The organism is Brachybacterium sp. GPGPB12 (assembly GCF_038396325.1).
In the GTDB taxonomy this organism is placed as follows: domain Bacteria; phylum Actinomycetota; class Actinomycetes; order Actinomycetales; family Dermabacteraceae; genus Brachybacterium; species Brachybacterium conglomeratum.
Window position 1 is genome coordinate 1,093,014 of the sequence record NZ_CP149573.1, and the last position, 23,762, is coordinate 1,116,775.

A 23,762-nucleotide genomic window follows, 5' to 3' on the forward strand; every position below is an offset into this window, starting at 1 on the left:
TTCAGCTCCTCGGGCTCGAGGGAGAAATCGGAGTCTACGCCGCCGTCGGCGCGGCGCGCGTGACGTGCTTCTCGAGGATCGCGGCGCCGAAGGCGACGGCCGCGACGCTCACGCCGATGCCCTTGGTGTGGTCGGAGAGGCCGCCGACGACCTTCCAGGTGTCGGCGAGCACCGGGATGGTGCGCAGGTTCGACGCCTCGGCGGTCGCCGGGTAGGAGGAGGTGCGACCGAGCACGGCGATCTGCTCGTTGCCCTCGGCGCGAAGGGTCTTGACGGCGAGGTCCACGTCGCCGGCATCGGCGGCGCCGGTGGAGAGGATCACCGGCTTGCCGGTGCGGGCCACCTTGCGCGCAGCAGCGGGATGTCGCCGATCTCGAGCGACGCGATCTTGTAGACCTGGGCGCCGAGGTCCTCCAGCAGGTCGACGGCCGTGTCGTCGAAGGGGCTGGAGAACGGGATCATGCCGTGCTCGCGGGCGCGGGCGAAGATCGCCTCGTGCCACTCCCACGGGGTGTGCGCCTCCTGGTAGAGGCTGTAGAGGTTCCGTCCGCCCCACAGGCCGTGGCTGTCGGTGATGCGGAAGGCGGGGCCGTCGGCATCGATGGTGATCGTGTCCGCCGTGTAGGTCTGGAGCTTGATCGCCGGGGCGCCGGTCTCCGCGATCGCGTCGACGATCGCGAGGGCGCGACCGAGGTCGCCGTTGTGGTTGCCGGACATCTCCGCGGCTACGAAGGGGGCATGGGTCTCGCCGACCTGGAGGTCGCCGATCCGCAGGGACTTGGGGGTACCGTTCTGGCTGAAGGACATGCGCCGATCGTACTGGAGCAGGTGGCGGCGCCCGCCCGTCAGCTGTGCAGGGTCTCGCGGACGAGACGCTCCAGCCGGGTCCGGCACTCCGCGAGGACGAGGTCGACGCACTCCTGGTAGGGGGCGGTGAAGTCGATCCAGGGCGGGGCGATGATCGTCGAGTTGCGGGAGAGCTGGTCGACGGATGTCCTGCCGCCCGCCGTGCGGTAGAGGTAGTTCTCCGGCGAGAAGCCGAGCGACCAGGTCGGGGTGCCGACGGCGGCGGCGAGCTCCATCGGGACCGTGCTGATGCCGATCACGAGGTCCATGGAGGCGACGTGCGCCGCGAGCCCCTCGAGGTCGTCGAAGAGGTCGACGCCATGGATCTGCCGGATCCCGTGCTCCTCCAGAGAGGCCCTCTCCGCGTCGTCGGTCGCGTGCTGGATCGACCAGAACTCGACCCCGTCCACGTCCAGCAGCGGGGTGAGCCGCTCGAGGCCGATGTACATCATCCGCCGGGTGCCGCCGGAGAAGTGGCTCCTCCACACCAGGCCCACCTTGAGCCTCCCCTCGGCGCGCGGCACGGCCCGGGCGGGATCCGGGACGAGATAGGCGCCGATGTCCTGGCGCGGGAGCACGCCGGCGAAGCGGTTGAAGGTGAGGTTCTGGCCGTAGGTGACGTGGTCGGCGACCTCGACGTAGGGGTCGCAGTGGGCGGGCAGGTGGCTGGCGAGGATGAAGTCGCTGTACCGGCCGTCGTAGACGGGGTTCAGGTGGCCGCGGATCCGACGGGCGACGTCGACGAACTCGATCGTGGGGAAGCTCCGCTCGAGCAGGGTCCGCGCCGCGGGTCGCAGGTGGCGGTGACCCGGTAGCGCGCGGCGAGCTCGCCGAGGTGCGCGCGCCGCGGATCTCGTCGCCCACTCCGTCGTCGGTGATGAGGAAGAGGGAGGAGCCGGGATCCTCGGGCGGCGGCGCGGCGTTCAGGAACCTCTCCCCGAGGTCGCGCTCGAGGATCCGCCACGGCGGCGCGGTGCGGCGCACGCTCCAGGCCTTCAGGTACTGGCCCGTGAGCATGAGGGTGGTCCCCTGGTCGCGGTCGCCGCGGCGGATCCCGGCGCGGCCGGCGCTGGCGCCGCCGTAGCCGATCTCGTTCCGGAGGTCGATGACGGTGCGGTCGCCGTCCAGGCGGGCGTAGACGAGCCGGAGCCCGGTCGCCGCGACGGTGTAGGTCGGGTCCTCGACGAGGACGGAGTGGAGCAGGTCCGCGGCGTCTCGGTGCTCGCCCCGCTCCATCGCGATCAGCCCGCGGCCGCGCGGGCGCCGAGCATCGTCTCCGGCACGCCGCGGAGGGTGGGGACCAGTGCGTCGAGCCCGGGCAGGAGGTCCTTCACGGTGAGCACGCGCAGGAGAGAGTCGCGGGTGTGCACGTCCATGGCGTCGAAGCGGGAGGTCGTCGCCTCGAGGCACGCTTCGTAGAAGTCCTGGTGCGCGGGACTCTGCCCCCGCAGGTCGTGGGCGAGGGCGAGCACGCCCGGCATGCCGCGGTGCTCGGCGGGGACGGCGTCGAGGTCCGCGACGAGGGCGCCCGAGTCGAAGCGCGCGGCGCGGCCTCGGCGACGGCGCGGTCGCGCGGCCCGTGCTCGGACAGCCGCCGCTCGAGGAGGGTGCGGGCGGTGTCCGCGTGCCCGTGGGTGACGAGGTCGTGGACGTAGCGGAGGTTGTCCTTCCAGCGGAAGGGATCCTCGTCCCCGCCGGCGAAGAAGTCCCTCACGTCGATCTTCTCGAACCCGGCCGTGCGGAGGCGGAACTCGCGGAAGCGCAGGTCCCGGAGGGTGGCGCCGGGGGCACGTGAGCCGCCCTCGGAGGTGCGCGGCGTGCGGAGCGCCGCTACCTTCTCGGCGGTGGGGAGACCCGAGAGCTGGATCCACTCGGCGAGCCTCACACGCTGGGCCGGGGTGAGGTCCCGATCGGCGAGGGAGCCGAGATGCGGGGCCAGGAGCTGGTCGGCGCGCGCCCCTCCTGGCCGCTGAGCAGGGTGACGCCGACGAAGCACTCGTCCAGCAGGTCCAGCTCGTCCGTGTCGATCCCGTCCAGCGGCCGCGGCGGCGGAGCGGAAGTTCCTCATCCGTGCGAGATGGCGGGCCCCGGTCAGGACGATGTCCGGGTCGGTCCCCGGGTCGTTCGCCGCGACGAGCGCGCGGCGCTCCGAGAGATCGAGCAGCGGTCTCACGACACGGGTGAGCTTGCGGAACACGGCACCACCTGGGATTCGGGTCGAGCACCGATCGGCTCGTCACTGAGCCTTATCCTATCCGGGTGATCCGCGTGTCACCTGCGAGATCGGAGGCCCGGCCGTGGGTCCGCGGGCAGCGACGCACCCCCGGACGGAGCCGCCCCTCAGGCGGTCCCGAAGATGTCGTGCCGGCTGGCGGGGACCTCGTAGGGGACGAGGTCGTGCGGCGAGGTCGCGAGGCGGAACAGGTCCGACTCGACGTCCTGCAGGGTCTCCTCGTGGCCCGGCACCGGGATCACGAAGGTCGGGCGACCGAGCGCCGCGGACTCCCACAGCGAGGTGGAGAACGTACCCACCGCCATCGCGGAGCGCGTGATGGTGGTCAGCGTGTCCTCCTCGGCGATGTCCACGGCCTCCTCGAGGCCGGCGGCGGCGAGCTCGCGCCCGATGATGGTCCGCTGCGCGGGATGCGGGGCGATCACGACACGCATCTCCGGCCGCTCGCGGACGAGCTCCTGCACGAAGGCGAGGATCCGCCGCGAGCACCCGCGGCTGGGAGACCACGCAGACGTCCCAGCGCTTCTCCACGGTCGAGGGGCTCTCGATCGCAGCGGTGAGCTCCTCCTGCTGGCGCGGCACCACCACGTGCTCGTCGTAGACATTGGTGCGCTCGGCCCAGAAGTCCGACCAGGCGTAGAAGCGGGTCGCGCCGTAGCGGGGCTTCTGCCCGAACCAGAACGACGGGGCATAGTGGCTGGTCAGCGCGTACTGGATGTCCGAGACCCGCGCCCCGGAGCGGCTCGCGGCCGCTGCGATCCCCGCCCACCAGTGGCTGGAGGCGATCAGCACCTCCTCCGGTCGCACCCGCTCGAACACGGGCGTGAAGAACTCCCGCTCCGCGAGGAACTTCACCAGGCGGTTGCGCAGGTGATCGCCGAGGTCCACCCGGATCCCGAGCGCCTCGCTCAGCGCGGCCTCGAAGGGGCGCGCATCGACCTCGGGCACGCGGAGGTGGGACCAGCGCCGGCGCCAGTCCTTCTTCCACTGCGTGAACTCCGCGAAGGGGTAGACCATGTTCGTCTCGTCCACGTCCGGATAGCCGTCGGCGCCCGGGCGCACCACGAACAGAGACGCGTCGTCGACGAACGGGGCAGTGCGGTAGCCGCTCTGACCGCGCCGCGCGTAGTCGAACACGACCCGGTCGGCCCGAGGAGCCTTCGACAGGCGCTTGCTGCCGAGGTACTCGTCCCGCACGTCGCCGCCGACGGCGGGCGCCGCGCCCCAGAAGCCGGCGGCCTCGGCCAGCTGGATCACCAGTGCCGAGCGTCCGAGCTCCCACAGGTGCACGCCGTCGGCCGTGGTGATCTCGAACAGGCCGTGCTTCCGCTCGGCCTCGCAGAGGCGCTCGAACATCTCGCCGTAGGACCACGGCGGGCTCACGCGTCGGCGCGAGGCGCCGTCGCGCGCCTCCACCCAGTCGTACTCACCGCGCACCGAGACCGTGGGGCGCTCGGCGGTGCCGGCGTTGCGGACCTGCACCCCCCGGTCTGGTTGATCGGCGTCCCGAAGCTGTCCACACCGGCGGTGACCGGGTACCACGGATGGCGCGGGATCTCGCGTCGGGTGGGAGCCGCCGGCGCCCGGGACAGGCCGGAGAGGATGCGCATCGTCGAGGCCGCGGCGCTCGGGCCGATGTCCAGCGGCGGGGTGAGGATCGAACGGGCGTCGACGGTCCCGCCGGCGGAGGTCTCGTCCTCGAGGTCGAGGTCCGCGGACTGGCCGAGCGGGGCCTCGCCCTCGGTGGGGTTCGCCGAGGGCTGCGAGAGCGTCGCCCCCTCGGCGCCGGCGAGCTCGCGCCGAGCCCGCATCCGAGTGCCGACCGTGGTGGCGACGTCGCGCGCCTTCCACACGACGTCCCGCGGAGCCCGCATGGCGAGATGAGCCAGTGCGGTCGGGGCGTGCGGCGGGAGCGTCCCGCCGGAGGTCCCGAAGATCGCGTCCTGCGCCGCGGGCCGTCCGGCGCCGTATCGGGCGTCGCGGCGCAGATGGGCCAGCACGACGAGCTCGTGCTGGGCGGTGGTGCTGGCGAGATAGTGCCGGTCCCCGGAGCCGGGGGCGGTGGTGTACGAGATCACCACGGGGGCGGAGGCCTCGAACTCGATCCGGGTCGTACCGCGCTGGGTCCGCACCTTGGCGGCCCGGGTCTGGAGGCCGTCGTCGACCTGCACGTCGTGCGACCCGACGAGCGAGGTGACGGTGAGCTGGTGGAGGCGTCCGCCGCGGGTGCGGCGCGCGCGATGCTCGATCTCTTCGGTCCCGATCGGCTCCTTCCCGTCGGTGGCGAACACGTTCGCGAGGTCGAGCGGCGCGTCGTGCGGGCCGAAGAACTCGCGGTACTGCTCGACGACTGCCGAGGGGGCGAACCGCTCGTCGTAGCGCTCCCGTGCGCGTCGCCCGAAGCGCTCCCGCGGCGCCGCGTCCGCGGCGACCTCGCCGAGCCGTGCCGCGAGCCGCTCGACGTCGCCGAGGGGGACGATGTATCCGCTGGCGCCGTCCTCGATCGCCTCACGCGGTCCGAAGTCGAAGTCGTAGGAGACGGTGGGGCGTCCCTGGTACATCGCCTCCAGCAGGGGATACGGAAAGCCTTCGGAGAGCGAGGACATCAGCACGATGTCCGCGGTGGAGTAGACGTCGTGCTCGGTGCCGAAGCCGGGCATGTGCACGCGGCCGCCGAGGTCGAGGGAGTCCACGAGCTCGCGGACGGCGACGTAGTAGGGGTTGTTGCGGTTGATGTTCCCCCACAGCGTGAGGTGGACGGACTCGTCCTCGATCAGGGACAGCGCCCGCACCGCGTCGAGCTGGTTCTTGCGGTGCTGGAAGGAGGCGGGCAGGGCGATGTTCACGCCCTCGTGCTCGACGCGCTGGATCGCCCCGGGACCCTCCCCGGGGAAGTTCGGGATGAACACCACGTCCTCGTCGGCGAAGGTCGGGATGAACTGCTGGCGCAGTCCGTCGGCGACCGTCTGCGCCGGTCGATGACGTCGCGGGTCGCCATCAGCGGGTCCCAGAGCTCGCCATGGTGGAGGTAGTCGCCATGGATCTGGAGGACGGTGCGGGGGCGGCGTGCGTCCCCGCCGAGCGCGTGCTGGAAAGCGAGGGCCTGCACCGGGGCGGTGAACACGATCGTGTCCTCCTCCGTGAGCGCGTCGTTGAGCTCCCGGAGGGCGGCCAGCTCGTTGGCCGTGAACTCGTAGTGCGCCGCGCCGAGGTCGCCGGTGAGCTCGGGGTGCGCGTTGCGGTGCGAGCAGACGGCCGCCGTCGGCCGGAAGCGCACGCGGCGTGTAGGCGGGGACCTCGAGGTCCAGCGGCCACACCGGGAGCATCCGGCTCGCGATGTCGCCGGTGCCGAGGAAGCCCAGCACCGCCACCGCGTATCCCGCCGCACTCAGCCCGTTGCCCAGCTGGACGACGGACTTGTGGTAGCCGGTGGGTCCGGCGACCTCGTTGGTGCAGATCACGATCATTCGGGCGACAACCTTCCTCAGGTCACGGGGTCAGGGGAGAGTGCTCCACGGGGTCACCGTGCGGGGACGAGCGGCTCCGGCAGGAGGGCGTCGCGCGAGGGGAGGCGCGGGAGCCGGCCGGGCAGATGGCTGAGCGGGTGGCGCAGGAACACCAGAGGGGACTGTCCGGAGCCGGCGTCCTGCGCGCCCTCGGTCCGCTCCACGAGGCCGAGCACCGCGCCCGCCTTCCGCAGCGGGGCACCGCCCCAGTAGCTGAGGAACGGTCCGGCGGTGCTGCGATCCCAGCCGAGCGCCGCCCGCGGCGCCGCCGGGGACAGCAGGTGCTCGTGGCCGAGCTCCGCCAGGGCGACGGCGCGCCGGGTCGCGTCCTCGACGGTGTCGTCGTGGAACTCGGGCCACAGCTCGCGCGTGCGACGGGAGACCTCGGTGCCGAGGGAGCCGATGGCGAGGTCGCCTCCGTAGATCGCGGTGGGCGTGCCCTCGGCGGCGGCGTAGACCACTGCGGTGGAGAGCTGGTTGGACACGACGCGCCGCGCCCCGCGGACGAGGCGGAGGATCCGGCCGAGGAACTGCGGGTCGCGCCGCTCCCCCGCGCTGACGACGCGGTGGCCGTGCTCGCTCCAGACCTGCACCTTCTCCGGGCGATCGAGGTCCTCGGGGTGGAGGCAGACGAGGGAGGGGCCGTCGCGCTCGGCGAGCTCGCGAGCGAGGTCCGCGTCGTCGTGCTGGAGCTTGACGAGGCGGGTGTCGTGGACGGGGAAGGCGACGGTCGCACCGAGAGCGGCCACGGACTCGTCGGCCGTCAGCGCGCTGAGGTACAGGAAGGGCGCCCCGATCGGCGTGGTGAGGAAGGGGTCCTCGGCGGGCTCCCAGCCCCGCGCCCGGTGGCTCCACACCAGACGGCGGGAGGTGCGGGGAAGGCGCGCGAAGTCGGAGAAGTGCACCAGCGAGGGCGAGCGGACGGTCCAGCCGTGCTGGAGGAGCCCGTGGAGGTGGCGGACGGAGTCGAGCCCCGCGTGGAGGGCGAGGGCGGCGCTGTGCCCGTAGTAGTGGTTCTGGATGTCCATGGGCTCAGCCGAAGATGTCGTGTCGGGAGGCGGGGACCTCGTAGGGGACGAGGTCGTGCGCGGTGCGCGCGAGGCGGAACAGGCCCGACTCGACGTCCTGGAGGGTCTCCTCGAAACCCGGCACCTCGATCACATAGGTCGGGCGACCCAGTGCCGCGGACTCCCACAGAGAGGTGGAGAACGTGCCGACCGCCATGACCGACCTCGTGATCGTGGTCAGCGTGTCCTCCTCGGCGATGTCGACCGACCCCTCGAGCCCGCTCGCAGCGAGCTCCTGCCCGATGATCTCGCGCGCGCGGGATGCGGGGCGATCACGACACGCGGCTCGGGGCGCTCCGCCACCAGCTCCTGCACGAAGGTCAGGATCCGCCGCGACACCCGCGGTCGCGAGATGACGCAGACGTCCCAGCGCTTCTCCTCCGTGCTGGGGGCCTCGATCGCGGCGGTCAGCTCCGGTCGCTGCCGGGGGACGACGACGTGCTCGTCGTAGACATTGGTGCGCTCGGCCCAGAAGTCCGACCAGGCGTAGAAGCGGGTCGCGCCGTAGTGCGGCTTCTGCCCGAACCAGAAGGAGGGGGCGTAGTGGCTGGTCAGCGCGTACTGGATATCGGAGACCCGCGCCCCCGAGCGAGCAGCGGCGGCGCCGATGCCGGCCCACCAGTGGCTGGAGGCGATCAGCACCTCCTCCGGCCGCACGCGCTCGAACACGGGCGTGAAGAACTCCCGCTCCGCGAGGAACTTCGCGAGGCGGTTGCGCAGGTGGTCGCCGAGGTCGATGCGGATCCCGAGCGCCTGGGTCAGCGCGGCCTCGAAGGGGCGCGCATCGACCTCGGGCACGCGGAGGTGGGACCAGCGCTGTCGCCAGTCCTTCTTCCACTGCGTGAACTCCGCGAAGGGGTAGACCATGTTCGTCTCGTCCACGTCCGGATAGCCGTCGGCGCCCGGTCGCACCACGAACAGAGACGCGTCGTCGACGAACGGGGCAGTGCGGTAGCCGCTCTGACCGCGCCGCACGTAGTCGAAGACGACGGTGTCCGCGGACGGCGCGGTGGTGAGCCGCTTGCCGCCGGTGTAGACGTCCTGGACGGTGCCCTGCGCGGCGGCGAGGGGTCCCCACAGGCCGGCGGCCTCGGCCAGCTGGATCACGAGCGCCGAGCGGCCGAGCTCCCACAGGTGCACGCCGTCGGCCGTGGTGATGTCGAACAGGCCGTGCTCGCGCTCGGCGGCGCAGAACCGCTCGAACATCTCGCCGTAGGACCAGGGCGGGGTGATCCGTCGGCGGGAGGCGCCGTCGCGCGCTCGAGCCAGTCGTACTCGCCCTGGATGCGGACCGTGGGCCGCTTCTCGGTGCCGGCGTTGGTCACCTGGACGCCGCCGCCGGAGTTGATCGGGGCGCCGAAGGAGTCGACGCCGCCGGTGACGGGGAACCAGGGGTGGCGGGGGATCTCGCGGTGGGTCGGCGCGGGTTCGGTGACCGCGACCGCCTTGACGAGCATCGAGGCGGCGGTGGAGGCGTAGGTCCTCGCGACCCGGCCGACGGAGCCCATCGCCTGGGCGGGGAGCCCGACGGCCTTCCCGAGGCCGCCGAGGGTCCCCGCGGAGCCGCCGCTCGAGCTGGCGGGGGCCGACGTGCCGGCCGGCGCGTCCGCCGATGCGTCGGGGGCCGACGGGGCGGCCGGTGCGTGGGCCGCGGTCGCCGGCGCCTCGGTCGTCGGGGTCCCGGCGTCGGGCCCGGGCTGTGCCTCGGCCGACGGGTCGGGAGCGGACGTCGACTCCCCGCCTCCTGCGCCGTGCGCTCGGGCGACCCGCCGGCAGGCGGCGTCGCGTCGCCCGAGGGCTTCGCGCCCCGGAGCGCAGGCAGGGAGGGCATGAGCTGGCGCGGCTTCCAGGTCACGGCGTCGACGCCCTGCGCCCCGAACTCGGCCAGGTCCGCCGGGGTGGTGCGCCAGGAGACGTGCTTCGCCCCGCCGCGCGAGGCGAGGAGCGAGTCGTCGACCGGCGGCGTGCCGTCGCCGTAGTCCGCGTCGCGGCGCAGACGGGGCAGGACGGGGAGCGTCCCGCCGTTCGCGGGGCCGGCGAGGTAACGGCGGTCGGTGCCGCCGGGGACCGTGCTGAAGGAGACGACGCCGCGGCTCCCGACGGGGAACTCGATCACGGTGGTCCCGCCCACGCGGCGCACCGCGGGGCGGAGTATGCGTTCGCCGTCGTCCACCTGGACGTCGTGCAGGACCGTGTCGGAGCGCACGGTGACCTGGTGCGACCGGCGCAGTCCGGAGCGCGTGACGCGGTGGCTGATCGCGCTCGCGGGCACAGGCTCCCCGCCGTCGGTCGAGAACACGGCCGAGAGGTCGAGGAGCGGCCCGGGGGCGGGCCGAGCACGGCGCCGTACTTCGCCACGACCGCCTCGGCGGAGAAGCGCTCGTCGAAGATCTCGCGGGCTCGTCGGCCGAAGCGCTCGCGCAGCCTGCGCGTCCGCGACCAGCTCGTCGAGCCGGGCGACCAGGGCGTCCACGTCGCCGACGGGGACGATGAATCCGCTGGCGCCGTCCTCGACCGCGTCCCGCGGCCCGAACTCGTAGTCGTAGGTGACGGTGGGCAGTCGGTGGTAGGCGGCCTCGAGGAGCGGGTACCCGAACCCCTCGGACAGCGAGGTCATCAGCACGATGTCCGCGCTGGAGTAGACGTCCTGCTCGGTGCCGAAGCCGGGGATCGAGACCCGGTCCCGCGGCCCGAGCGAGTCGATCAGCTCGTTCACCGCGATGAAGTAGGGGTTCAGCGGGCTGATGTTGCCCCACAGGGTCAGGTGCACCGAGTCGTCCTCGAGCCGGGACAGGGCCCGGATCGCGTCGAGCTGGTTCTTGCGGTGCTGGAACGAGGCCGGCGAAGACGATCTCGACGCCGGTCCGGGGCTTGCGCACCACCTGCGCGGGATGGTGGATGTTGGGGATGCACACCACGTCGGCGGCGTCGAAGCGCGAGGCGAACTGCTCGTTCAGCCCCTCGGCGACTGTCTGCACGCGATCGATGGATTCCCGCGCCTCGTCCACCAGCGCCCAGAGCTCGTCGTGGTGGCGGTAGTCGCCGTGCACCTGCAGCAAGGTGCGGGGGCGTCGCTCCTGGCCGGAGAGGGCGTGATGGAAGGCGAGGGCGTGCAGCGGTGTCGTGAAGATCACGGTGTCCTCGGACGTGAGCTCCTCGTTGAGCTGGCGCAGGGCGGCGAGCTGGTCGGCGGTGTAGGCGTAGGGCGTCGAGTAGACGCGCCCGGTGAGGACCGGGTGGACGTTCTCGGCGAGCAGGCGGCCGCCCTGGGCAGGCGCGTCTGGAGCACGTAGGCGGGTATCTCGGGGTCCAGCGGCCAGCGCGGCATGGCGAGCTCGGCGCCGTCCCCCGTCCCCAGGAAGCTCAGGACCGCCAGCGGGTATCCCCCATGATGCAGGGCGTTCGCGGTCTCGACCACGGACTTGTGGTAGCCGGTGGGGCCGGACAGCTCGTTGACGCAGATCAGGATCATGGTCCGCGCAGTGTATCCACGCGGTCCCGCTCAGATCCGGTTCTTGCGAAGTGCCGCGAGCGACCCGGTGACCAAGTGCACGGCGGCGCTCGGCACGGACAGCCGCTCCTGGCCGCGCAAAGACCTGCCACACGGCGCGGATCGCACGGATGCGGTCGGAGGAATGGGAGTCCTCCTGCGCGGCGCGGTAGAGCGCGAGCGGCTCGTCGATCCCGGCGGCGGTGCCGCCCTCGCGCAGGATGCTCAGCCACAGCGCGTAGTCCTCGGCGCCGGGGACGTCCGGCATCGTCACCGGTCCCGTGCGCTCGAGGTCGACCACGGCGGTGAGGTTGCCGATCACGTTGCGGCGCGCAGACCCTCGCGGGTGAGTCGCGTGGGGACGTGCACGACGCGGCCCTCGGGCACGAAGTCCGCGCCGGTGCCCGCGAAGTCGGCCGGCACGCGGTGGTAGCCGCAGTACAGAAGTGACGCACCGCTCGTCCGGGCGAGATCGAGCCGCCGCTCCAGCTTCTCGGGGAGCCACAGGTCGTCGGCGTCACAGAAGGCGAGGAACCGGCCGGTGCCGCCGGCGATGCCGGAGTTCCTGGCCGCGGCCGGGCCGCCGCTGCGCTCCCGGCGGATGATCCGCACCCGCGCATCACTCTCCGCGAGCTCCTCGGCGATGCGCACCGTGTCGTCCGTGGAGGCGTCGTCGACCACCACCAGCTCGAGGGAGCGGAAGGTCTGATCGAGTACGCTTGTCACCGATCGACGCAGGGTCCGCGCACCGTTGAACACCGGCATCACGACCGTCACCAGCGGGAGCGGATCCTTTGCGGTAGTCACGACGCACGATCATACCGACGCCCGAGGACGGCCCAGCCCGCCGCGCCCGTCCGGCTAGAGGAGAACGAACTTGGCAGATCAGAAGGCGGAGGTACCGCTCGCTCCGCGCCTGACATCCGCAGAGTCAGAAGCGCTCGCCGCGCGGGCGGGACTGGACGAGATGGGGGTCCGGCCGCCGCTGGGCCGCTACATCAAGCAGGTCTGGCGGCGGCGCTCGTTCATCTGGAACCTCTCCGCGTCCCGCGCGTACTCCCGCAACCAGGGCTCGTACCTGGGTCAGGCCTGGGCGATCCTGCGCCCCGTGCTCGACGCGGCCGTGTACGTGATCATCTTCGGCTTCCTGTTCCACTCGAGCGCGCCCGGCATCGAGAATCGGGCGGCGTTCATCACCATCGGCACGTTCACCTACTCCCTGTTCCAGACCTCGGTGATGTCGGGCCTGAACTCGGTGCCCACGAACCTGCGACTGATCAGATCGCACAAGTTCCCGCGCGCGGTGGTGCCGCTCGCGACGGTGATGACCGAGACCGTGCTGTTCGCCCCGATCCTGGTGGCGATGATGGCGGTCGTGCTGGTGACCGGCGTCGCGCCGGGCATGGGCGTGGTCGTGCCGACCTGGTCCTGGCTGTCTGCTCCCCTTCGCGGCCGTCGTCGCTCGCGGTGTTCTCCGCCGGCGTCGCCATGTTCTTCGCGCGCCTGGGCGCGCGCGCCCCGGACATCGCCAACGCCATGCCCTTCATCCTGACGCTGGGCCGCTACGCCTCCGGCGCCATGTTCCTGATCTCGGCGATGGTCCCCGACGAGCTCTGGCTGAAGCCGCTCCTCGCCGCACCAGCCGGTCGCGATCTACCTGGAGCTGTTCCGTGCGGCGTTCGGCAACGAGCCGCTGATCCCGATGACACCGGGCCTCTGGCTCGAGGCCACCGCCTGGGCGGTGGGCGTCTTCGCCATCGGATTCCTGTACTTCTGGCGCGCAGAGGAGACCTACGGTCGTGACTGAGGACATCGATTTCGAGATCGACCCCGAGAACCTCCCGGACCGCGTGGACCGCGACAAGCCGCTGGGCGCCCCGTCGGTGGTGGTCGACGACCTGCACATCACGTACCGCGTGTTCGGCGCCCGCCGCGGCGGGACCACCAAGCGGCGCGCCTCGCTGTGGGACAAGATGGTCAGCCTCGGCCGCCCCGACACCGGCCCGATCACCGAGGTGCCGGCCGTGCGCGGCGTGTCCTTCGTGGCCCATCACGGCGAGTCGATCGGCATCCTGGGCACCAACGGCTCGGGCAAGTCGACCCTGCTGCGGGCCGTGGCGGGGCTCGCTGCCGCCGTCCTCGGGCCGGGTCTTCACCTCCGCCGAGCCGGAGCCGCTGGGCGTGAACGCGGCGATGCTCCCCGCCTCACGGGCGAGCGCAACATCATGATCGGCGGTCTCGCCCTCGGGCTGAGCACGAAGGAGGTCAAGGAGAACATCCCGAGCGTGGCGGAATTCGCCGAGCTCGGCGACTTCCTGTACCTGCCGATGACGTCCTACTCCTCCGGCATGGCCTCGCGCCTGCGGTTCGCGATCTCGACGATCCGCACCCCGGAGATCCTCATGATCGACGAGGCCCTCGCCACCGGCGATGCCTCGTTCCGCAAGAAGAGCACCGCCCGGATCGAGGAGATCCGCGGACAGGCCGGCACCGTGTTCTTCGTGTCGCACTCGCTCGCCTCCGTGCGGGCGATGTGCACGCGCGCGCTCTGGATCGACAAGGGCGTGCTGGTGGCCGACGGCGACGTCGACGAGGTCGCGGACCTGTACCACGCCTACGTGGAAGGCCGCACCGACGCCTCCTCCGGCGCGAAGCTGAAGTAACGGCCGAAGGGCACGGCCCCGTGAGGGCCGCCCCTGCGAACGGCGGGCCGGGCGATCTCTCGCCCGGCCCGCCGTTCGTCGTGGGGCCGCCGGTCAGCGGCCCGCGGAGCTCACCGCGAGGCGCGCGCGCCTCGCCCTTGGCCATCGCGATCCCGCGCGGCTCCTCCTGGAAGGCGACCATCCGCTCGCGCGGCTGCGCCGCGTGCTCGTCCCCGCCCGCGGCGAGGATCCGCGCGGCGAGCGGCCCGGCGTTGCGGGCCCCGCCGATGGACACGGTCGCGACCGGCACCCCGGCCGGCATCTGCACGATGGAGAGCAGGGAGTCCATGCCGTCGAGGTGCTTCAGCGGCACCGGCACGCCGATCACGGGCAGCGGGGTGAGGGAGGCGAGCATGCCGGGCAGGTGCGCGGCGCCGCCGGCGCCGGCGATCAGCGCGCGCAGGCCGCGCTCGGCGGCGCCGCGGCCGTAGGCGACCATGTCCTCGGGCATGCGGTGGGCGGAGACCACGTCGACCTCCACCTCGATCCCGAACTCGGCGAGCGCCTCCTCCGCAGCGCGCATCACCGGATAGTCGGAGTCGGAGCCCATCACGATCCCGACCAGGGGCGGGATGCGGCGTCGGCGGTCATCGGGGATCTCCCTCGGGGGTGGGGGCGGTGGGCTCGGCGGCCGCGCCCGGGCCGTCGATGATCAGTCGCTCGGCGCGGTGAGCGCGGGCGAGCAGGTCCTCGGCGTCGTCGCCGAGCAGGGTGACATGGCCGATCTTCCGACCGGGGCGCACCGACTTGCCGTACAGGTGGACCTTCAGCCGCGGCTCCTCGGCGAGGGCCACGGCGGTGCCGGGGGCGAGGTCCTCGGCGCCGCCGCCGAGGAGGTTGACCATCACGGCCACGGGGGCGAGCGGCGCGGTCGCGCCGAGGGGGAGGTCGGCGACGGCGCGGAGGTCTTCGCTCGAACTGGCCGGTGACGGCGCCGTCCATGGACCAGTGGCCGGTGTTGTGGGGGCGCATGGCGAGCTCGTTGACGAGCACCGGGCCGTCCGCCGTCTCGAAGAGCTCGACGGCGAGCATCCCTGTGACGTCGAGGTCCTCGGCGATCGCGAGGGCGAGGGCCTGGATGCGCTCCTGGGCGGCGGCGTCGAGGCCCGGCGCGGGGGCGACGACCTCGTAGCAGACCCCGTCCTTCTGGAGCGACTGCACCACGGGATAGGCGACGGCCTCTCCCCCGGGACGGCGCGCGACCTGGGCGGAGAGCTCGCGGGTGAAGGGGACGAGCTCCTCGGCGAGCGGCTCGCCGTGGGTCTCGAGCCAGTCCGCGGCCTCCTCGACGGCCGAGACGATCCTCACCCCGTGGGCGTCGTAGCCGCCGCGCGGCGTCTTCACCACGAGCCGGCCGCCGGCATCGTCGAGCGCCTGCTCGAGCGCTGCGAGGCTCCCGATCCGCCACCAGCGGGGGCAGGGGTGTCCGAGCGCGGTGAGCCGCTCGCGCATGACGAGCTTGTCCTGGGCGTGGACGAGGGCGCCGGGTCCGGGGCGCACGGCGGCGAGCCCCTCCCCGCGATCCCTTCGAGGATCGCGGTGGGCACGTGCTCGTGGTCGAAGGTGAGCGCGTCGACGCCGTCGGCGAGGCCTCGCACCGCCTGCTCGTCGTCGTGCCGGCACAGCCGCACGGTCGCGGCGACGGCGGCGGCGCTCTCGTCCGGAGCGGTCGCGAGCACCTCGAGGTCGAGACCCAGCTCGATCGCGGGGCCGAGCATCATGCGGGCCAGCTGACCTGCTCCGACCACCCCGATCCGACGGGCGGGAGCTTCCTCGAAAGCGGCGGGCTGAGCGGGGCGGGGCGGGTTCGCAGACACGGCCGCCAGTGTACTGAGGTCAGGCGCGGGGCCGGGGGCGGCGCCGCACCACGGACCCCTGCGGGAGGGAGTCGAGGTCGTCGCCGCCGGCGGCATGGCGGCCGCCGGAGACGCCGCTGGGGGTCATGTCCGCGCGCTGGCCGCGGGGCCGTCGCCCGGCCTTCTCACGGCGGCCCGGCTCCCCGTCGGACTGCGCCCCGTGCTCGTCCTCCGGCTCCTCGCCGGGAGCGGAGATGAGGAAGACGCCGAAGGTGGCGGGGTTCTCGGTGAGCGGCTCGAGGCGGCCGCCGTCGTCCTCGACGAGGGTGCGGGCGAGGGCGAGCCCGACCCCGGTGCCGCCCGAGGAGCGGCCGGAGACCGAGCGCTCGAAGATCCGTGCGCCGAGCTCCGGGTCGATGCCGCCGCCCTCGTCGGTGACCTCCACGACGGTGGAGTGGTCGTTGCGCCGCACCTTCACGCAGGTGCGCCCGCCGCCGTGGGTGAGCGCGTTCTCGATGAGGGTGGCGATCACCTGGGTGAGCGGACCGGTCGAGCCCCACACGGCGGCGCGCGCGGCACCTGGATGTGCGACTCACGGCCGGCGCGGCGGTAGGCCGGGGACCACTCCTCGCTCTGCTGGGTGAGCACGGTGCTGAGCTCGACCACGCCGGGGGTGCGTCGCTGGGAGGAGCGGGGAGCGTTGATGAGGTCGTGGACCACCTCGGTGAGGCGGTCGATCTGCTCGAGCGAGATCCGGGCCTCGTCACGCACCCACTCCTCGGTGCTGGTCGCGAGGATCTCGTCCAGCCGCATCGAGAGCGCGGTCAGCGGGGTGCGCGGCTGGTGGGAGGCGTCGGAGGCGAGGCGGGACTCGGCCTCGAGGCGCTCGTTGAGCATCGCGCCGGAGCGGGCGAGCTCGATCGCGACCTCGTCGATCTCCGCGATGCCGGAGGGTCGCCAGGGCCGCGGGCGCGGCCGGAGCCGATCTCCTCGGCGCGCCGGGCCAGACGGGCCAGCGGCAGGGAGATGCGCTGGGCCTGCCACAGCGCGACCGACACGCCGATCGAGAGGGCCGACAGGCCGGCGACCGTGATCAGCACCCAGGCGCTCGCGGTGTGGGCCCGCACGTCGGACTGCGGGATGAACACGGTGATCAGTCGCCCCGAGGCACCGGTGGTGCTCCGCTTGACCGGGTCGTCGCCGGGAGGATCACCGGCCGTGGTGGTCTCCCCCTCGAAGACGACGGTGACGGCGATGTTGAGATCGGTCTGCTCGTCGACCCGTCGCTGCAGGAGCGCCTCGTCGATCGTCCCCTCCTCCTGGAGACGGGTCTCGGTGTCGATGCGCACCTGGTCCAGGATCAGGTTCGCCTGGTTGGCGAGGTTCTGGTTCGCCAGCTGCAGCCACGAGATGCCCAGCGGGATGCCGAGCATCAGCACGACGAGGACCACCGTGATGAGGGTGGCCTGCGGCGACGCGCCGCCGCACGGGTCAGCTCTCCGTGCCGGTCTCGAAGCGGAAGCCGACTCCCCTCACCGTGGTGATCCGCCGGGGGTCCGTGGCGTCGTCACCCAGCTTGCGGCGCAGCCACACGAGATGTGCATGTCGAGGGTCTTGGTGGAGCCCCACCACTCCGCGCCCCAGACCTCGCGCATGAGGTCGTCGCGGGTGACGACGTCGCCGGACTCGCGCACGAGCACGGTGAGCAGGTCGTACTCCTTCGCGGAGAGGCTGAGCTCCTCCCCGTCGGCGTAGGCGCGACGGGCGGAGACGTCGAGGGTGACGCCGTTGACGTCGTAGTTGTCGCCGGACTCCTCGGTCGCCTGGGAGCGCCGCATGAGGGCGCGGATCCGCGCCTGCGGCTCGCCGAGGCGGAAGGGCTTGGTGACGTAGTCGTCGGCTCCCGCGTCCAGGCCCACCACCGCGTCGACCTCGTCGGCCCGGGCGGTGAGGATCAGGATCGGCGACTCGAGCCCGCCCTTGCGCAGGCGCCGCGCGACCTCGAGGCCGTCGAGATCGGGCAGGCCCAGATCCAGGATGACCAGGTCGATCGGGTCCGGTCCGGCGGCGATCCCGAGCGCGTCCATCCCTCGGGAGGCGCGCGTGACGGTGTATCCCTCCCGGTCCAGGGCCCGGGAGAGCGGTTCAGCGATGGCCGAGTCGTCCTCGACGAGAAGCAGTCGTGTCACGTCAGCCATAGTACGTCCCGCCTCAGAGCCCGAGATCCAGAGGGGCGGAGCCGGCGCGGCTCATCTCCTGCACCGTCACCGTGCCGATGCCGTGGAGGTCGACCTCCTCGCCCTCCCCGAGGGCGAAGCCCCCGGGCGCCGCCTGCGTGATCGCGGAGGCGGTGTCGGCGTCCACGAGCACGGCCCCCGGCCGGGCGACGGACTCCATCCGGGCGGCGAGGTTAACGGTGGGTCCGAACACGTCCCCGTAGCGGGAGAACATCGAGCCCCAGGAGAGGCCGACCCGCACGGGCGGGAGGTCGGGATCGGCGCCGATGGTCTCGGAGAGGCTGACCGCGATCTGGGCGCCGTCCTCCGGCGTGTCGGCCAGGAACATGATCTCGTCGCCGACGGTCTTGACCACGCGCCCGCCGCCGACGGAGATGATGTCGCGGCTGAGCGACTCGAAGCGGCCGACCATGTCGGCGAGCGCGTGCCGGGCATGTCCTGGGCCAGGCGCGTGAACTGGACGAGGTCCGCGAAGCCGACGGCCCGGTGCGGCGGGAACAGCTCGTCGGTGTCGCGGTGGAGCACCTCGCCGCCGGCGCGAGCGGCGTAGGCGGCGAGCTGGCGCCGGAAGGTGAACATGACCTGGGACTCGAAGGTCTCCAGCGGCTCGGGGATCTCGTCGAGCATCTGCTGGCGGGCCCGGGCGTCGTCGAGCCCGTCGGCGTGCTTGGCCTCGTCGACCAGCGCCTCGGTGATCCACATCGCGAGGCGTCCCATGTGGAAGCCCATGCCGCGGGAGATGCTCGCGAAGGCGCGCTCGGAGAGCACCCCGTCCTCGACGATCGCGGCGAGGTCGCCGATCGCCTGGGCGTCCTCGTCGGTGAACACCACGGTGTCCTCGTCCACGGGCATGAAGCCGAGGGAGCGCCAGTACACGGAGGTGAGGCGCTCGGCGATCCCGTGTCGCTCGGCGAGGTCCCGGCGCGAGTACTTGCGCGGCCCCTGCAGGAGCACCTTCTCGAGCGCGCCGACGCTGCGACGCACGGAGGAGAAGCGGCGGTTGAGGTCGAGGATCTCCTGCTCGTCGAGGGCGGTGAGCTCCGCGTCCTCCGCGGAGAGGTCCGGGAGCTCCTGGGTCTGCGTCGACACCACGTCGACGGTCCCGGTGGGGATGCGGGTCTCGAGGGTGTCGTCCGCACCCTCGAACGCCTCGCGCTCCCCTCGCTCGTCCATCCCGTCGGTCACAGCGCGGTCCCTCGCTTCCGAATGCCCGGCTTCTCCATGCCTGCTCCTGCTCGTGTGCTCGTGGTCGATGTGGGGGCGCGCCCGGGCCGCGGGGTCAGGGCGCCGCGGGCCGCAGATGCCGCACGTCGCCGACGTCGACGGCGATCCGCCCCTCCCCGTCCGCGCGGTCGAGCACGAGTCGCCCGTGCTCGTCGACGTCCAGGACGGTGCCGCGCAGGGCAGGGTCGACGTCCGCTCCCGCCGCGGCCTCCCCCAGGGGGTCGACCCTCACCGTCCGCCCCAGTGTGAGGCAGGTCATAGTGTAGCGGTCCCGGGTGCCAGCCGCGCCACCGTCTCTCCTGGGCGGACTCGAGCGCAGCGAGCTCCTCGTCGAGCGCGGCGACGAGCGCCTCCTCGAGCGCCTCCCGCAGTCTCCGGTCCTCCGCCGGGCCCGGGTCGGGGCGGAGACCGCCCTCCCCGCGCGACCAGGCGGCACCGGGCACCGGCTCGCCGTCCTCGTCGAGAACGGGGCCGCGGAGGTTCAGTCCGATGCCGAGCAGCAGGTCCTCGCCGCCGCGCGCCTCGACGAGGATCCCGCCGAGCTTGCGGCCGTCGGCGGTGTGGAGGTCGTTGGGCCACTTCAGGCCGATCGGCCGCTCGCCGACCGCGGCGGGCACCACCCGCCCGAGGGCGGCGACGGCGGCGAGCCCCGCGGCCAGCGGGAACCAGCCGCGCCGGGCGGGGTCGAGGGAGGTGCGATGGGCGAAGGTGAGGGCGAGGCTCGCCCCGTCCGGGCTCGCGAAGGCGCGTCCGAGACGGCCCCGCCCGGAGGTCTGCCGCGTCGCGGTGACGGCGAAGGGCGGCGCGTCCCCGGCGCGCAGGAGTGCGGAGGCCTCGTCCTGGGTCGAGCGGACCGCGCCCAGGCGGTGGATCCGCGGCAACACGGTGCCCGTTCCCTCCGCGGAGGTGTCGGGCAGTGCGCGGACGTCCATGCGCTCCTCCTCCTGCGAGACCTGCGTGACGGATCGCTCCATCCTTGCGCCGCCCACTGCATCGTTCCTGGGAGCGGCGTGGACGGATGCTCCGCGCCGGGCGTGCCGCCCCGGCCGGGGTCGGCCGCCGTCGGACCTGCGTAGCGTAGTATCCCGGTGTTCGAATCCCCCACAGCTTCAGGCGGCCGCAGTGCCGTCGCAGGAGGTCCCGTGACCGACGCCCCGCGGCCGCTCACCACCGCTCAGCGACTCGAGGACCTGCGCGAGCGGGATTCCGCGGCGGTCTCCGCCGCGGACGACCTCGCCGTCCAGAAGCGGCATGCGCGGGGCAAGAAGACCGCCCGCGAGCGGATCGCGGACCTCCTGGACGACGGCTCGTTCGTGGAGACCGACCGCTTCGTGCGCCATCAGGCCAGCGGCTTCGGCATCGACGCCAAGCGCCCCGACGGCGACGGCATCGTCACCGGCTACGGCACCATCGACGGCCGCCAGGTGTGCGTGTACTCGCAGGACTTCACCGTCTTCGGCGGCTCGCTCGGCGAGGCCCACGGCCGCAAGATCCAGAAGATCCAGGACCTCGCGCGCGCGCACCGGCGTGCCGATCATCGGGATCCTCGACGGCGGCGGCGCCCGCATCCAGGAGGGCGTCGCGTCGCTGGCGATGTTCGCCGGGATCTTCAAGCGCAACACCCGCGCCTCGGGCGTCATCCCGCAGATCTCCCTGATCATGGGCCCGGCCGCGGGCGGCGCCGTGTACTCCCCCGCGCTGACCGACATCATCGTGATGGTCGAGAAGACCTCCCACATGTTCATCACCGGCCCGGACGTGATCCGCACGGTCACGGGCGAGGACGTCGGCTTCGAGGAGCTCGGCGGGGCGCGCACCCACTCCAGCCGCTCGGGCGTGGCCCACTACATGGCGCCGGACGAGGCCGAGGCGATCGAGTACGTCAAGGACCTGCTCAGCTACCTGCCGGCCAACACCCTCACCCCCGCCCCGGCCTTCCCGGTGCAGGTCGAGGAGAGCCCGAACGCGGCGGACGCCGCGCTCGACTCCCTCGTGCCGGACTCCCCCAACCAGCCCTACGACATGCTCACGGTCTCGCGCACGGTGCTCGACGACGAGGAGTTCCTCGAGGTGCGACCCCTGTTCGCGCGCAACGTGGTGGTGGGCTTCGGTCGCATCGAGGGGCACAGCGTCGGCATCATCGCCAACCAGCCCTCGCACCTGGCCGGCACCCTCGACATCGACGCCTCCGAGAAGGCGGCCCGCTTCGTGCGCCTGTGCGACGCGAACAACATCCCGGTGCTGACCTTCGTGGACGTGCCCGGCTTCCTGCCCGGCACCGACCAGGAGTACGGCGGCATCATCCGTCGCGGCGCGAAGTCGCTGTACGCCTACGCCGAGGCGACGGTGCCGCTGATCACCGTGATCACCCGCAAGGCCTACGGCGGCGCCTACATCGTGATGGGCTCCAAGGAGCTCGGCGCGGACATCAATCTCGCCTGGCCCACCGCGCAGATCGCGGTGATGGGATCCCAGGGCGCGGTGAACATCCTCCACCGCGGCGACCTGAAGCGAGTCGCCGAGGAGGGCGGGGACGTCGCCGCCGAGCGCCGGCGCTACGAGGCCGAGTACGAGGAGCAGTTCGCGACCCCGTACACCGCGGCCGAGCGCGGCTGGATCGACGGCGTCATCCGCCCGGCCGAGACCCGCGTCGAGATCACCCGGTCGCTGCGCGCGCGCGCACCAAGCGCGACTCGCTGCCCACCAAGAAGCACGGGAACATCCCGCTGTGAGCGCCGGGACGAGGACCGTCGCGAGCGCGGCCGAGGCCGCGCAGGGGGCCGGGGCGTCCGGCAGTGCAGTCACCCCGTCCGACGTGCGCCTGGTGGCGGGCCGGCTCGCGCCCGACGAGCTCGCCGCGATCGCCGTGGTCGTCTCCGCGATGAGCGTCACCAGCCGGCTCGAGGCGGAGGAGCGCTCCCTGGCCGACGGCGTCGGCGGCGCGAGCGCCTGGAGCTCCCCGGTGCACACCCACGTCGGCGGCCACACCGAGCGGCTCCGTCCCTCGAGCACCTGCTGGACCTTCACCGACCGCTGACCCGGCGACCCCGTCGGTCGGCCCGGAGCGCCGCCCTGCCGGCCCCGGCCCGTGAGGCCTGCCGCACGACCTAGACTGCGGCACATGTCCTCCCCGACCCCGGCCCGCAACCCCTCCGCCCTGGACGCGCTCGCCGACAGCTACGTCGACGACCTCGCCGCGCAGGACCCCTTCCTCGCCACCGAGCTCGGCATCGCCGGGCACGACGGGGAGGTGACCGACTACTCCCCCGCCGCGGTCGCCGCACGGGAGGACCTCGCACGCGAGTCGCTCGCCGCGATCGCCGAGGTGCCCGACGCCGATGACGTCGACGCCGTCACACGCGCCGCCCTCTCCGAGCGGCTCGGCCTCGACCTCGAGCGCGCCGAGCGGCGCCTGGACATCGCCGCCGTCAACAACCTCGCCTCGGTGCCGCAGTCCCGCGACGTGCTCGACCAGATGCCCACCGACACCGCCGAGGACTGGGAGGTGCTCGCCGAGCGGATGGCCGGCTTCCCCCGTGCGCTCGGCGGCTGGGCCGAGTCCCTGCGCGAGGCCGCGGCCGCCGGCACCGTCTCGGCGCGCCGCCAGCCGCTGCTCGGCGCGGAGCAGGCGCGCGGCTACGCGGCCGACGGCGGCTTCTTCGATGCCTTCGCGGGCGAGGCCATCGGCACCGAGGCGCAGAAGGCGCAGGTGCGCGCGTCGGCCGAACAGGCCCGCACTGCCTATCGCGAGATCGCGGGCGTGCTCGAGTCGCTGGTGCCGCAGGCGCCGGAGGCCGACGCGGTGGGCCGGGACGCCTACCAGCTCCACTCCCGCACCTTCCTCGGCACCGAGATCGATCTCGAGGAGACCTACGCCTGGGGCGTGGAGGAGCCGCGCGCGATCATCGCCGAGCAGGAGCAGGTCGCCGCGCGGCTGAACGAGCGCTACGCCACCGGCGGCGGCGGCTCCGTCGCCGCCGCGAGGCAGGCGCTCAGCGCCGACCCGGCCCGGTCGCTGCACGGCACCGACGCCCTGCAGGCGTGGATGCAGCAGCTCTCCGACTCCGCGATCCGCGACCTCGCCGGCACCCACTTCGACATCCCCGAGCCGCCGCACCGCCTCGAGTGCCGCATCGCCCGCACCGGCTCCGGCGGCATCTACTACACCGGCCCCAGCGAGGACCTCACGAGGCCCGGCCGCATGTGGTGGGACGTCCCCGCCGGGACCGAGGAGTTCCGCACCTGGGAGCAGACCACGACCGTCTACCACGAGGGCGTGCCCGGCCATCACCTGCAGGTGGGCATCCAGACCCTGCAGGCCGACACCCTGAACCGCTGGCGCGCGATGCTGTGCTGGGTCTCCGGGCACGGAGAGGGCTGGGCGCTGTACGCCGAGCGGCTGATGGAGCGACTGGGCTATCTCGAGGACGACGGCGACCGGATGGGCATGCTGGACGCCCAGCGCCTGCGCGCCGGGCGGGTGGTGCTCGACATCGGCCTGCACCTGGGCCTCGCGATGCCGACCGGTCTGCCGGGCGCCGACGGCGGCGCCTGGGACGAGCGCACCGCCTGGGAGTTCATGACCGAGAACTGGGGCGTGGAGGAGGCCGAGCGCCGCTTCGAGCTGAACCGCTATCTGGGCTGGCCCGGCCAGGCCCCCT

The 23,762-nt window shown here is 72.9% G+C and carries 20 protein-coding genes and 5 pseudogenes; 5 read left to right on the forward strand and 20 right to left on the reverse strand.

Features of this window, described 5'->3' with window-relative positions; genetic code table 11:
• Positions 1-34: 34 nt before the first annotated feature.
• From WKH84_RS06190 to WKH84_RS06245, 12 genes are all read right to left on the reverse strand, one after another.
• Positions 35-343 carry an N-acetylneuraminate synthase family protein gene (locus WKH84_RS06190; RefSeq protein WP_341856013.1) on the reverse strand — a complete coding sequence of 103 codons (309 nt, stop codon included), beginning with the start codon at positions 341-343 and terminating at the stop codon, positions 35-37.
• Positions 319-807, reverse strand: coding sequence for an N-acetylneuraminate synthase family protein (locus WKH84_RS06195; RefSeq protein WP_341856014.1), 489 nt, complete (start codon positions 805-807; stop codon positions 319-321). The genes WKH84_RS06190 and WKH84_RS06195 overlap by 25 nt, the downstream gene beginning before the upstream one ends.
• A 38-nt stretch (positions 808-845) precedes the next feature.
• Positions 846-1,424: a hypothetical protein gene (locus WKH84_RS06200; protein WP_341856015.1), complete on the reverse strand. Its 579-nt coding sequence runs from the start codon at positions 1,422-1,424 to the stop codon at positions 846-848.
• Between the two features lie 752 nt (positions 1,425-2,176).
• Complete coding sequence (locus WKH84_RS06205; RefSeq protein WP_341856016.1) at positions 2,177-3,019, reverse strand: hypothetical protein; 843 nt, start codon at positions 3,017-3,019, stop codon at positions 2,177-2,179.
• Between the two features lie 78 nt (positions 3,020-3,097).
• Positions 3,098-4,561, reverse strand: coding sequence for a hypothetical protein (locus WKH84_RS06210; RefSeq protein WP_341856017.1), 1,464 nt, complete (start codon positions 4,559-4,561; stop codon positions 3,098-3,100).
• Positions 4,459-6,546 carry a glycosyltransferase gene (locus tag WKH84_RS06215; RefSeq protein WP_341856018.1) on the reverse strand — a complete coding sequence of 696 codons (2,088 nt, stop codon included), beginning with the start codon at positions 6,544-6,546 and terminating at the stop codon, positions 4,459-4,461. The genes WKH84_RS06210 and WKH84_RS06215 overlap by 103 nt, the downstream gene beginning before the upstream one ends.
• A gap of 53 nt (positions 6,547-6,599) precedes the next feature.
• The gene (locus WKH84_RS06220; RefSeq protein WP_341856019.1) at positions 6,600-7,613 is read right to left on the reverse strand and encodes a hypothetical protein; all 1,014 of its coding nucleotides are present in this window, start codon (positions 7,611-7,613) and stop codon (positions 6,600-6,602) included.
• 4 nt (positions 7,614-7,617) lie between these two features.
• Entirely contained in the window at positions 7,618-7,809 is a 192-nt protein-coding gene (locus WKH84_RS06225) for a hypothetical protein (RefSeq protein ID WP_341856020.1), read from the reverse strand.
• Positions 7,810-7,829: 20 nt separating this feature from the next.
• The gene (locus tag WKH84_RS06230) at positions 7,830-8,858 is read right to left on the reverse strand and encodes a hypothetical protein (RefSeq protein ID WP_341856021.1); all 1,029 of its coding nucleotides are present in this window, start codon (positions 8,856-8,858) and stop codon (positions 7,830-7,832) included.
• A 115-nt stretch (positions 8,859-8,973) separates the two neighbouring features.
• A complete protein-coding gene (locus WKH84_RS06235; protein WP_341856795.1) occupies positions 8,974-10,545 on the reverse strand; it encodes a glycosyltransferase in 1,572 nt (523 codons plus the stop codon).
• A 237-nt stretch (positions 10,546-10,782) separates the two neighbouring features.
• Positions 10,783-11,124, reverse strand: a complete 342-nt coding sequence (locus WKH84_RS06240) for a hypothetical protein (protein ID WP_341856022.1) — start codon at positions 11,122-11,124, stop codon at positions 10,783-10,785.
• A 336-nt stretch (positions 11,125-11,460) separates the two neighbouring features.
• Positions 11,461-11,919, reverse strand: a complete 459-nt coding sequence (locus tag WKH84_RS06245; protein ID WP_341856023.1) for a glycosyltransferase family 2 protein — start codon at positions 11,917-11,919, stop codon at positions 11,461-11,463.
• Between the two features lie 190 nt (positions 11,920-12,109).
• Between WKH84_RS06245 and WKH84_RS06250 the strand changes: the two genes are divergently transcribed.
• Positions 12,110-12,694 (forward strand): hypothetical protein, encoded by a 585-nt coding sequence (locus WKH84_RS06250; protein ID WP_341856024.1) that lies wholly within the window; start codon positions 12,110-12,112, stop codon positions 12,692-12,694.
• Between the two features lie 247 nt (positions 12,695-12,941).
• Complete coding sequence (locus WKH84_RS06255; protein WP_341856025.1) at positions 12,942-13,805, forward strand: ABC transporter ATP-binding protein; 864 nt, start codon at positions 12,942-12,944, stop codon at positions 13,803-13,805.
• A 130-nt stretch (positions 13,806-13,935) separates the two neighbouring features.
• On the opposite strand, the pseudogene purE reads toward WKH84_RS06255, so the two are convergent.
• From purE to WKH84_RS06295, 8 genes and pseudogenes are all read right to left on the reverse strand, one after another.
• Positions 13,936-14,394 (reverse strand): annotated as a pseudogene (gene purE / locus WKH84_RS06260) (5-(carboxyamino)imidazole ribonucleotide mutase); the annotation flags it as partial.
• 37 nt (positions 14,395-14,431) lie between these two features.
• Positions 14,432-15,565, reverse strand: a pseudogene (locus WKH84_RS06265) (5-(carboxyamino)imidazole ribonucleotide synthase).
• Positions 15,566-15,680: 115 nt separating this feature from the next.
• The gene (locus WKH84_RS06270; RefSeq protein WP_341856026.1) at positions 15,681-16,172 is read right to left on the reverse strand and encodes an ATP-binding protein; all 492 of its coding nucleotides are present in this window, start codon (positions 16,170-16,172) and stop codon (positions 15,681-15,683) included.
• Positions 16,169-16,537: a histidine kinase dimerization/phospho-acceptor domain-containing protein gene (locus WKH84_RS06275; RefSeq protein ID WP_341856027.1), complete on the reverse strand. Its 369-nt coding sequence runs from the start codon at positions 16,535-16,537 to the stop codon at positions 16,169-16,171. Before WKH84_RS06275 ends, WKH84_RS06270 begins: the two co-directional genes overlap by 4 nt.
• Complete coding sequence (locus WKH84_RS06280; RefSeq protein WP_341856028.1) at positions 16,465-17,091, reverse strand: hypothetical protein; 627 nt, start codon at positions 17,089-17,091, stop codon at positions 16,465-16,467. The genes WKH84_RS06275 and WKH84_RS06280 overlap by 73 nt, the downstream gene beginning before the upstream one ends.
• 40 nt (positions 17,092-17,131) lie before the next feature.
• A pseudogene (locus tag WKH84_RS06285) lies at positions 17,132-17,829 on the reverse strand (response regulator transcription factor).
• 22 nt (positions 17,830-17,851) lie between these two features.
• Positions 17,852-18,289: an adenylate/guanylate cyclase domain-containing protein gene (locus WKH84_RS06290; RefSeq protein WP_341856029.1), complete on the reverse strand. Its 438-nt coding sequence runs from the start codon at positions 18,287-18,289 to the stop codon at positions 17,852-17,854.
• Between the two features lie 769 nt (positions 18,290-19,058).
• Positions 19,059-20,033 carry a biotin--[acetyl-CoA-carboxylase] ligase gene (locus WKH84_RS06295; protein ID WP_341856030.1) on the reverse strand — a complete coding sequence of 325 codons (975 nt, stop codon included), beginning with the start codon at positions 20,031-20,033 and terminating at the stop codon, positions 19,059-19,061.
• 210 nt (positions 20,034-20,243) lie between these two features.
• On the opposite strand from WKH84_RS06295, the pseudogene WKH84_RS06300 reads away from it, so the two are divergent.
• The 3 genes and pseudogenes from WKH84_RS06300 to WKH84_RS06310 all read left to right on the forward strand — a co-directional run.
• Positions 20,244-21,833: pseudogene (locus WKH84_RS06300) on the forward strand (acyl-CoA carboxylase subunit beta).
• Positions 21,830-22,138 carry a hypothetical protein gene (locus tag WKH84_RS06305; protein ID WP_263311703.1) on the forward strand — a complete coding sequence of 103 codons (309 nt, stop codon included), beginning with the start codon at positions 21,830-21,832 and terminating at the stop codon, positions 22,136-22,138. The pseudogene WKH84_RS06300 and the gene WKH84_RS06305 overlap by 4 nt, the downstream one beginning before the upstream one ends.
• Positions 22,139-22,222: 84 nt before the next feature.
• Positions 22,223-23,749: pseudogene (locus WKH84_RS06310) on the forward strand (DUF885 domain-containing protein); the annotation flags it as partial.
• Between the last annotated feature and the right edge of the window lie 13 nt (positions 23,750-23,762).

What these genes read in the sequence shown, in the direction of transcription:
- WKH84_RS06195 (WP_341856014.1), bottom strand. Translation starts at nt 807, where the DNA reads ATGTCCTTCAGCCAGAACGGTACCCCCAAGTCCCTGCGGATCGGCGAC.
- WKH84_RS06215 (WP_341856018.1), bottom strand. Translation starts at nt 6,546, where the DNA reads ATGATCGTGATCTGCACCAACGAGGTCGCCGGACCCACCGGCTACCAC.
- WKH84_RS06220 (WP_341856019.1), bottom strand. Translation starts at nt 7,613, where the DNA reads ATGGACATCCAGAACCACTACTACGGGCACAGCGCCGCCCTCGCCCTC.
- WKH84_RS06225 (WP_341856020.1), bottom strand. Translation starts at nt 7,809, where the DNA reads ATGGCGGTCGGCACGTTCTCCACCTCTCTGTGGGAGTCCGCGGCACTG.
- WKH84_RS06230 (WP_341856021.1), bottom strand. Translation starts at nt 8,858, where the DNA reads ATGTTCGAGCGGTTCTGCGCCGCCGAGCGCGAGCACGGCCTGTTCGAC.
- WKH84_RS06240 (WP_341856022.1), bottom strand. Translation starts at nt 11,124, where the DNA reads ATGATCCTGATCTGCGTCAACGAGCTGTCCGGCCCCACCGGCTACCAC.
- WKH84_RS06250 (WP_341856024.1), top strand. Translation starts at nt 12,110, where the DNA reads ATGGGGGTCCGGCCGCCGCTGGGCCGCTACATCAAGCAGGTCTGGCGG.
- WKH84_RS06275 (WP_341856027.1), bottom strand. Translation starts at nt 16,537, where the DNA reads ATGCTCAACGAGCGCCTCGAGGCCGAGTCCCGCCTCGCCTCCGACGCC.
- WKH84_RS06290 (WP_341856029.1), bottom strand. Translation starts at nt 18,289, where the DNA reads ATGGTCGGCCGCTTCGAGTCGCTCAGCCGCGACATCATCTCCGTCGGC.
- WKH84_RS06295 (WP_341856030.1), bottom strand. Translation starts at nt 20,033, where the DNA reads ATGGACGTCCGCGCACTGCCCGACACCTCCGCGGAGGGAACGGGCACC.